This window comes from Streptomyces sp. NPDC059850, from assembly GCF_042731515.1.
Classification (GTDB): Bacteria; Actinomycetota; Actinomycetes; order Streptomycetales; family Streptomycetaceae; genus Streptomyces.
In genome coordinates this window covers 102043-112214 of sequence record NZ_JBHWJI010000003.1, presented here as the reverse complement: position 1 = coordinate 112214, position 10172 = coordinate 102043, and the positions used below count along the sequence as shown (strand labels likewise).

Here is a 10172-nt window from a genome sequence, read left to right as displayed (position 1 = left end):
GCATGTCCGAGCCTCCCGCCCCGGAACACCCGCAGAGCAACGAGCAGAAGCTGGCCGACTACCTGAAGTGGGTCACCCGTGACCTCACCAAGGCCAGGCGGCGCATCGCCGAACTCGAAGCGGCCGACCGCGAGCCCATCGCCGTGGTGTCCGCCGCCTGCCGCTATCCCGGCGGCGCCGACACCCCCGAGGCCCTGTGGCGGCTCGTCGCCGACGGCACCGATGCCACCTCGGACTTCCCCACCGACCGGGGCTGGGATCTGGAGGGCGTCTACGACCCCGAACCGGGCACACCGGGCCGTACCTACACCAGGCGGGGCGCGTTCCTGCACGAAGCGCCGCTGTTCGACGCCGCGTTCTTCGGTATCTCGCCGCGCGAGGCCCTGGCCATGGATCCGCAGCAGCGCCTCCTTCTGGAGGTGGCCTGGGAGGCACTGGAGCGCGCCGGTATCCCGCCCACGTCGCTGCGCGGCAGCGACACCGCCGTCTACGCCGGGCTGGCCGGACAGACCTACACCGACATGGACCGCGAGGACCCGGAGGCCGCCGGGTACCTGATGACCGGCAGCGAGCCCGGCGTCGCCTCCGGCCGGATCGCCTACACCCTGGGCCTGGAAGGCCCCGCCGTCACGGTGGACACCGCCTGTTCGTCCTCGCTGACGGCCATCCACCTGGCCTGCCGGGCGCTGCGGCGCGGCGAGTCCCGCATGGCGCTCGCCGGGGGCGCGACCGTACTGGCCACGCCCGGCGCGTTCGTGGACTTCGCGACCCAGCGGGGACTCGCCCCCGACGGCCGCTGCAAATCCTTCGCGGACGCGGCGGACGGCACCGGCTGGTCCGAGGGCGCGGGCCTGGTCGTCCTGGAACGCCTGTCCGACGCGCGCCGCAACGGCCACCCGGTGCTCGCGGTGATCCGTGGCACGGCGGTCAACCAGGACGGCGCGTCCAACGGCCTCACCGCCCCCAGCGGCCCGGCCCAGCAGCGCGTCATCCAGCAGGCGCTGGCCGACGCCGGGCTGACACCCGCCGACGTGGACGCGGTCGAGGGCCACGGCACGGGGACGAAGCTGGGCGACCCGATCGAGGTGCGGGCGCTGCTCGCCACCTACGGCCAGGACCGGCCCGAAGGCCGTCCGCTGCTGCTCGGATCGCTCAAGTCGGCCATCGGGCACGCCTCGGCCGCGGCCGGGATCGGCGGCCTGATCAAGATGATCATGGCGTTGCGGCACGGTGTGCTGCCTGCCTCCCTGCACATCGACACGCCCACGTCGATCGTGAACTGGTCCTCCGGCGGGGTGGAGCTGCTGACCGAGTCCCGGCCGTGGCCCCACGGCGAGCGCACGCGCCGCGCGGGGATCTCCTCCTTCGGCGTCAGCGGCACCAACGCCCATCTCATCGTGGAAGAAGAAGCGGAGTCGCTGGATCAGGAGGCGCCGTCCGAGATCGGGTGCGCCCTGCCGTTCCTGCTCTCCGCCCGCGACCCGCGGGCGCTGCGGGCGCAGGCACGGAAACTGCGCGGCGCTGTGGAAGAGAACTCCGTCGGCCTCGGCCCGGTTGCCAAGGCCTTGGCCCTCACCCGTACGGCCATGGAACACCGCGCGGTCGTGGTGGCCGGTGACCGGGCTGCCCTGCTCGATGGCCTCGCGGCGCTCGCCGATGGCACTCCTTCGGGGGAGCCACGGGCACAGGGAGTGGCCCAGGGCGTGGCCGGGTCCGACCGCCGTACCGCCTTCCTGTTCACCGGCCAGGGCGCCCAGCGCGCGGCGATGGGCAGCCAACTCGCCACCGTCTTCCCGCAGTTCGCCGATACCTATGACGATGTGTGCGCGCGCTTCGACGCCGTGCTCGGGGGCTCACTGAAGGGCCGGTCCCTGAAGGACGTGGTGCTCGCGGGCGGTGCGACGCTGGACCGCACCGAGTTCGCCCAGCCCGCCCTCTTCGCCTTCGAGATCGCGCTCTTCAGGCTGCTGGAGTCCTGGGGAGTGCGGCCCGACTTCGTCGCGGGCCACTCCCTCGGCGAGATCGCCGCGGCCCACGCCGCGGGCGCGCTCGGCCTGGACGACGCCGTCGCGCTGGTGGCCGCCCGTGGCGCGGTCATGGGGCGGCTGCCGGAGGACGGCGCGATGGTCGCCGTATCCGCGCCCGAGGCGGACGTGCTGCCGCTGCTGTCCGGCCGCGAGCACCTCGTGGGGATCGCCGCCGTCAACGGCCCGGCCGCCACCGTCCTGACCGGTGACCGCACCGAGGTGCTGGCCCTCGCGGAAGAGCTGACCCGGCGCGGCGTCCGTACCCGGCAGCTGACGGTCGGCGGTGCCTTTCACTCGCCCCAGCTGGACGACCTGCTGGACGAGCTGAGGCCCATCGCCGCGCAGGTCAGCGCGGCCGAACCGGCGGTTCCGCTCGTCTCCATGCTCGACGGCGCGCCGGTCGGCGCCCGCACCCTGTCCGACCCGGACCACTGGGTCCGCCACGCCCGCCGGCCGGTGCGCTTCGCCGACACCGTACGTGCCCTCGCCGAGCGCGGCGTGGACACCTTCGTCGAGGTGGGCCCGGCGGGAGTGCTCACCGCGCTCGCCGGCGAAGTCCTCGGCGACCACCCGCACCTGGCGATCGCCCCCGTCCGCCGTGAGCACCCCGAGCCGGACACCGCGCTGCGTGCCCTGGGCGAACTGCATGTCCACGGCGTCGAGGCCGACTGGGAGCGGCTCTTCGCCACCGCCGTCCCTCCCGTCGGCGACGGCCACGCGGACCTGCCGACGTACGCGTTCCAGCGGCAGCGCTTCTGGCTGCCGCCCGCCCGGCGCGGCGTCACGACCGGCCCGCAGCGACACCCGCTGCTGCACACCACGACGGACATCCCCGGCGCGGCGGGTTCGGACGGCGGTGACATCACGGTGATGACGGGCAAGGTGGCGTGCGGCACCATGGCCTCCGCCGCCGTCTTCGCCGAAGTGGCCCTGCGCGCGGGCGACGAGGTGGACCACCCCCTCGTCGAGAGCCTCGATCTGCTCCGCCCGCTGGAGACGGACGAGCGGACCGCTGCCGAACTCCAAGTCGTCGTCGGCCCGGACGATGGCTCGGGCCGCCGCCCGATGCGCGTGCACGCCAGGCCCGGCGGCACGGAGGCGGGCTGGGTGCGGTGCGCCACCGGTGTGCTGGCCCGGGCGGGTGAGCCCGCACCGGGCGCGCACGCGGACCCGCCGACGGGGACGTCCGCGACGGCCCGCCTCGACGACGGCGACGTGGCGGAAGGCGGCGCCGACCACGCCCTGCACCCCCGCCTCCTCGACCGCCTCCTGTCCGAACTGCTGCCCGGCACCCCGACCGAATGGCGCGGGCTGCGCTCGTACGCGACCGGTGCCACCGAGGTGTCGGCGTCCGTGGAGCCCCTGGGCGAGCGGGAGTTCGCGCTGGTGGTACGTGGCGCGGGCGGCCGGGTCGTACTCAGCGCCGACGCCGTCGTGTGCGGGGCCGCCCCGACGGGCGAGGCGTCGGCTCAGATACCGGACGCGCTCTTCAAGCGCGTATGGACACCCGTGGTGACGGCCCCCCGGGACCGCGCCCCGCTGCGGTGGGGCGTCCTGGGGGAGAGGCAGGACCTCCCCGGCGCCGTCCGGTACGCCGACGCCGCTGCCGTACGGAAGGCGGTGTCGGACGGCGAGCGGCCCGACGCCGTCGTGCTCCCCGCTGTTGCCCACGCCACCTCTCCACGGGACACGGCGAACGCCGCCGCCTCGGCGCGGGACGGCCTGCTGCGGGTGCTGCCGCTGGTCCGGCAGTGGCTCGCGGAGGACGGGCTCGCCGAGGTCCCGCTCGTCGTGCTGACGCGGGGCGCGGTGGGCGAGGGGCTGGACGACCACGGACCCGAGCCGCTCGGGGCGGCGGTCCAAGGCCTGCTCGGCTCCGCGCAGTCGGAGCACCCCGGCCGGATCGTCCTCGTCGACACCGGGGCCGAGCCCGCCGAGGGGGCCGGGTCCGGAAGCCATCTGCCGGACGCCCTGGCGCACGCCCTGGCTACCGGCGCGCCGCAGGTCGCCGTACGCGCGGGCCGCGTCTTCGTCCCCCGCCTGACCCGAGTCCCCGCTCCTCAGCTGACCGCGCCCGGCGCCTGGAACCCGGACGGCACCGTCCTGATCACCGGCGGCACCGGTGCCCTCGGCGCCCTGTTCGCCCGGCACCTGGCCGCCACCCGTGGCGTGCGCCGAATGCTGCTGCTCAGCCGCAGCGGACCCGACGCGCCCGGCGCCGCCGAGCTGATCGCCGACCTGGCGCGGGCGGGCGCCCACGCCGAGGCCGTCGCCTGCGACGCCGCCGACCGGGACGCGCTGGCCGCCGTGCTCGACCGCATCCCCGCCGCACACCCGCTGACCGCCGTCGTCCACACCGCGGGCGTGCTCGACGACGGCCTGATCACCACCCTCACCCCCGAGCGCCTGGACACCGTCTGGCGCGCCAAGGCCGAGGCCGCGTGGAACCTGCACGACGTGACGGCCGGTCACAGCCTGGCGGCCTTCGTGCTGTTCTCCTCCGTCGCCGGACTGTTCGGCGGCCCGGGACAGGCCAACTACGCGGCGGCCAACGCGTTCCTCGACGCGCTGGCCGGGCACCGGGCCGCCCTCGGACTGCCCGCGACCTCGATGGCCTGGGGCCTGTGGCAGCTGGATGCCGGGCTCGGCGGCCACCTCGGCGCGGCCGACCTGGCCCGCATCGCCCGCGAGGGCTTCGCCCCCGTCACCCCCGACGTCGGACCGGCTCTGTTCGACGCCGCGCTGCGCACCGACCTGCCCGTGGTCGCCGCCAGCCCGCTCGACCTGGACACCGTACGGACCGCCGAGCGCGTCCACCCGCTGCTGCGCACCCTGGCGCGTACGGCGGGCCGCCGCAGCGCCATGGCCCAGGGTGCGACGGTTGGCGTCCCGGCCGAGGACTACGCCGCCCTGCCCGCAGAGCGCCGCGCACCGGCCGTCCTGGACCTGGTGACCTCCGGCATCGCGCTCGCCCTGGGCCATCGCGAGCCGGTCGACCCCCAGTTCCCCCTGCACGACGCCGGGCTCGACTCACTGTCCACGATCCAGCTCCGCAACCACCTGGCCGCCGCCACCGGACTGAGCGTCCCGCTCTCCCTCGTCTTCAACCACTCCGCCCCGCAGGGCATCGCCGACGCCCTCCTCGCCCAACTTGGTGCGGAGGAGGAAGAGGTGTCGGTGGACAACCCCGGCCGGGAGGGTACGGGGCCGGACTTCTCCGCCGATCTCCACCTCCCCGACGACGTCCGCCCGGCCGCCACCGTCGTACGCGAGGCCAGCGACCCGCGCCGGGTGCTGCTCACCGGCGCCACCGGCTTCCTCGGCGCCTTTCTGCTGCGCGACCTGATGGCCACCACCAGTGCCGTCGTGCACTGCCTGGTGCGCGCGGCGAGCGAAGAGGAAGGGCGGGAACGGCTGCTGCGCAACCTGGAGTGGTACCGCGTGGCCGACGAGATCGACCTGAACCGCGTCTCGATCGAGACCGGCGACCTGGCCGAACCGGAACTCGGACTCACCCCCGGCCGCTTCGACGAACTGGCCCGCCGCGCCGACGTCGTCTTCCACGCGGGCGCACAGGTCCACTGGCTCAAGCCGTACGAGGTGATGCGCGAGGTCAACGTCGGCGGCACCCGCGAAGTGCTCCGGCTCGCCGCGCTGCACCGCACGGTGCCCGTGCACTACCTCTCCTCCACCGGAGTCTTCACCGGCCCGCGACCCGACGGCGCCCCGCTGCGTCCGGCCGACCCCATCGGGCCCGGCGCGGCGCTGCCCAGCGGCTACCGGCAGACCAAGTGGGCGGGCGAACAACTCGTCGGCATCGCCCGCGAGCGCGGCCTGCCGGTGACCGTCCACCGCGTGGACGTGGTGTGCGGCGATCAGAAGCACGGCGCATGCCAGACCCAGGACTTCGTCTGGCTGAGCGTCCGTGGCATGCTCCAGGCCGGTGCCGTACCGAAGGACATGCGCGGCAGCTTCCCCATGGTGCCCGTCGACTACGTGAGCGCCGTGGTCCTCGCCCTCTCGCGCCGCCCGGACGCGGCCGGCCGCACCTATCACCTCTCCAACGACAACCCCGTCGCGCTCACCGACATCGTGCAGCGCCTGCGGGAGACGGGCTACGACCTTCCTCGGACCGACCGCGCCACCTGGACCGCCCGCGTCACCGGCGACCCCGCCAACGCCCTGGTCCCGCTGCTCGACTCATTCGAGGCGGTGACGACCTCGGAGGAGGAGGCCTACCCGCTCATGGACAGCTCCGCGACCGCCCGCGCCCTGGACGGCACCGGCATCGCCTGCCCCGAGTCGGTGGCCGAACTCACCGATCTCTACGCCGACTTCTTCCGCGCCGCAGGCTACTTCCCCGCACCCCCGAACCGGACCGGCCGGTGACGGCGGCAGAATTCCGCGACGCGCTCCAGCTCGACCAGGCGCGTGGCGGGCGTCTCCGCCAGGATGAGGTAGTGAACGCCGGTGCGGTCGAGATCGGCGAACGCCTGCGGGGAGGCATCCAGTTTCCGGAGGCTGCACTCCAGGAGGTCCGGGACCGGCCTGCTGGTGGCGGCGGCGAGATGCAGCGCCTCCATCCGCAGATGGGTCGCCACCTGCGGGTGACCGTCGGCCACCGTGGCGAGCCAGCCGACGGCGGCCCGGTGCACGCAGGCCCGTTCGTCCGACGGCACCCGGCTCCGGGCGACCTGGCGGTCGGTCTCGTGGCGGAAGCCGTAGCGGTGGCCGACGGGCGCGGTCGGCGGGGGGTCCGTGTCCCGGTCCACCAGCACCCCGTGGTCCACGAGTTCCTCCAGCGGCCCGGTGACCTCCTCGTGGCGGCGGCCCCCGGCCTCGGCGACCGCCGTCGACCACGCGGCCTCGCCCAGCACCGCCACATCGCACGCCACCCGGCGCAACGGCTCCGGCAGCGCGTCCAGCCGTGCGGCGGTGAACCGCCGCACCTCACCGGGCAGCGCGGCCTCACCCGCCCCCGGCCGCTCCGCCGTGGCCGGGTCGAGCAGATCCCGTATGTATGCGGCCACGACCCGCGGATTGCCGGGGACCACGGCGGCCAGCGCACCGGCGAAGTGTTCATTCGCCGAGGGGAGGCGGGGGTGTCGCGGGCCCTGGCCGTCGGACTCCGCGTCCGGGGCGTCGAGCACCGTCGTCAGATAGCGGCGTACGGCAGCGGCGCCGAGGTGCTTCAGCGACATGGTGCGGGACTGCCGCACCGACTCCCAGTGCGGCCTGCGCTCCAGCAGCGCGGGCCGGGCCCCGGCGACCACCAGCAGCGCACCCCGTCGTCCCGGCGCCGGGACCACGGCAAGGCTCTCGACGAGGTCGAGCACCGCGTCATCGGCGAAGTCCAGCTCGTCCACGACCACGACCAAGCGCCGGTGCATCGCCGTCCCGGCCATGAACTTCCACCATGCGAAGAGCACTTCGTGCGGCACCATGGGCGGTTCCAGCAGCCGGTCCCCGCCGATCAGCGGGTGCAGCCGGATCAGCGTCCTCTCCTCGTCCTGCGGAGCCGCACGCCGCACCGCCTCGTACAGTTTCTCGCGCGCCGTCTGGGGCGAGTCGCCGTCCTCGATGCCGCAGCAGCGGCGTAGTCCCTGGGCCAGTACGGTGAGGGTGGAGCCGTCGACCAGCGTGGCGGGCGCGCGCAACACGAGCGGGGCGCCGGGCCCGGGCAGCCGCGCCGCCCGGGCCGCGAACTCGTCGAGCAGCCTGCTCTTGCCCAGGCCTCCCTCGCCGATCACGGTCACCACGCGCGGCCCCGCCTCCCCTGCCGGCTCGCTCAACAGGTGCATCAGTGACGCCAGTTCGTCATCCCGGCCGATGAGGGGAGCGGAGTGGCCGTCCGGCCGAGCGTCCCGGGTGCCGACGGCCTCCCAGCACCCCTCGGGTACGGCCGGCCGGTGGACGATGGCCGATCGCGTACAGCGCCGGGTGGCCTCCGTGACGTACACCGTGTGCTCGGGCACTCGCGGCAGAAGCCCGTGGCAGGTGTCGACGACGGCCCCGGTGACTGCTAACGGCGTGGCTGGCACCGAGGAGTGACGGGTCACCACATCGCCGGTGGCCACCACGGCCCGGACGCCCAACGAGGGTGCCGCCCACCGGGTGTGGGCGAAGCGGTAGCGGACCGCCAGGGCCGCCGAGACAGCGCGGCGGGCGTGGTTCTGGTCGTGGGGGCGCGGGTCGGCGAACAGGACGAGCCAGGTCGCGCCGAGCCGGGCCACGACGTTGCCGCCGAACCGCGCCGCCTCTTCGAGCGCCACCCGGTCCACCTCGGCCAGCGGGCCGTCCGAGCCGTCCTCCTCGTGGCGGCCCTCTCCTGAAGTCGCCCGCAGCATCAGGACGGTGGCCTGCGTGCGGACGTCCGCCGGGAATGTGCGGCGGTCCCGGCGGACGGACTCCGGCGCCGCTTTGGGCCGCAGGTGCGGAGCCTGCGACGAGTGCGGGCCGTCCGTCAGGGTTACCGCCGTGGGCTCGTGCGCGGGCTGCGAGAGTTCCGGGGCGTGTGCGAGGATCGCCGACTCCAGCTCCTGGAGCGCGCGCCCGGGCTCCAGGCCCAGGTTCTCCGCGAGCGAGGACTCCGCCCGGCGGTAGACGGCCAGCGCCTCGGCCTGCCGCCCGCCCCGGTACAGCGCCGTCATCAGCTGCTCCAGCAGCCGCTCCCGGCGGGGCTCGGCCCGTACCGCCTCCTGCAGCTCGGCGAGCACCGTGTCGTGGTGCCCCAGCCGCAACTCGGCGTCGAAGAAGTCCTCCAGCACATCGAGCCGGGACTCCTCCAGGGCGCGCAGCTCGGGCCAGGAGAAGCCCGCCTCGGCGAGGTCGGCCAGTGCCCGTCCCCGCCACAGCGCCAGCGCCCGGTGCCACAGCCCGGAGGCGGCGCGCACCGAGCCCTCGGCGAAGCTCGCCCGCCCCTGATCCGTCAGCTCCTGGAATCTGAGCAGATCCACGTCTCCGGCGTCGGCACGCAGCAGATAGCCCGGCGCGCAGGTGACCAGCTCCGGCCCCCGGCCGCGCGTCCGCCCCTGTGACAGCGCGGCGCGCAGGTGCCACACCGCGTTCTGCAGCCCCTTGCGGGCGGAGGGCGGCGGGTGGTCGCCCCACAGCGCGGCGATCAGCCTGCTCGTCGGTACGGCCTGGCCGCAGTGGAGCAGCAGATAGCCCAGCACCGCGCGGCGCCGCGGCCCGCCCAGCGGCACGGTCGCCCCGTCCCGTATCACTTCCAGCGACCCCAGGACGCGGAAATCGGTGGGTATGGCGTCAGCAGTCACAGTGGCCGCCCTCCTGGTGGTGGTGACGGAAACCGCTGAACGGCTCGATCAGGGATGGGGCATGGGAGAGCACCGCGGTGTGCACCCGCTGCAGCTCCCGGCACGGCTCGTGCCCGGTGCGGGCGGCCACCGCCCTGCGCGTGCGGCGATAGGCGCTGAGCGCCTCCACCTGCCGTCCGCGCCGGTACAGCGCGAGCATGAACATGCCTGCCAGATGGGCGTGTTCGGGGTTCTCCTCCAGCAGTACCGATAGCTCCCGGATCACCTCGTGATCGCGCCCGAGCGCCAGATCGGCGGTGATCCGGCCCTCCAGCGCGGCCCACCACTCCTCGCGCACGGCCTGGCGCTCCGGCCAGTCCAGGTGCTGGTCGGTGAAGTCGGCCAGCACATCGCCGCGCCACAGCGCCAGCGCGCGGCTGAGAGTGCGCGAGGCTAACCCCCAATCTCCCGCCGACAGACCACGCTCACCCGCGATCCTCAGAGCCGAGAATCGCTCGAGATCGACGTGCTCCGGGTCCACCCGCAGCTGATACCCCTGGCCGCCCGGCGCCCGCGCGGTGGACACCACCGACGCCGATCCGGCGCACAGGCCGTCCGCTGCCGACAGCACGCCACGCAGCGCGGACACCGCGTTGCGCACCATTTTCCGGGCGGTGCTCGGCACATCGACGGGCCACAGGGCTTCGGTGAGCCGGTGGACGGACACCGTCTCGTTGGGATGGAGGAGCAGGAAGCCGAGTACGGTACGGGCTCTCGCGGCGCCGAGTGGGGTCGGCACACCGTCGTGCACGACCTCCAGAGGCCCCAGCAGATTCATCTGCACGATGCGGCTCCGGGAGTTCGCGGTTCGTCGCTGATCGAGCTGAGC

The 10172-nt window shown here is 74.5% G+C and carries 3 protein-coding genes; 1 reads left to right on the top strand and 2 read right to left on the bottom strand.

Annotated features, from left to right (window positions below; all coding sequences use genetic code 11):
• The first annotated feature begins 2 nt into the window (after window positions 1-2).
• Window positions 3-6416: a type I polyketide synthase gene (locus ACFV9T_RS03660; RefSeq protein ID WP_385436445.1), complete on the top strand. Its 6414-nt coding sequence runs from the start codon at window positions 3-5 to the stop codon at window positions 6414-6416.
• Here the strand turns inward: ACFV9T_RS03660 and ACFV9T_RS03655 are convergent.
• Together ACFV9T_RS03655 and ACFV9T_RS03650 are read right to left on the bottom strand one after the other, a co-directional pair.
• A complete protein-coding gene (locus ACFV9T_RS03655; protein WP_385436444.1) occupies window positions 6380-9304 on the bottom strand; it encodes a BTAD domain-containing putative transcriptional regulator in 2925 nt (974 codons plus the stop codon). The genes ACFV9T_RS03660 and ACFV9T_RS03655 overlap by 37 nt on opposite strands.
• Window positions 9294-10121: a BTAD domain-containing putative transcriptional regulator gene (locus ACFV9T_RS03650; protein WP_385436550.1), complete on the bottom strand. Its 828-nt coding sequence runs from the start codon at window positions 10119-10121 to the stop codon at window positions 9294-9296. Before ACFV9T_RS03650 ends, ACFV9T_RS03655 begins: the two co-directional genes overlap by 11 nt.
• Between the last annotated feature and the right edge of the window lie 51 nt (window positions 10122-10172).

Bases quoted from the DNA above. Each gene is read 5' to 3' on its own strand.
- ACFV9T_RS03660 (WP_385436445.1), top strand. From the start codon at position 3: ATGTCCGAGCCTCCCGCCCCGGAACACCCGCAGAGCAACGAGCAGAAG.
- ACFV9T_RS03650 (WP_385436550.1), bottom strand. From the start codon at position 10,121: ATGAATCTGCTGGGGCCTCTGGAGGTCGTGCACGACGGTGTGCCGACC.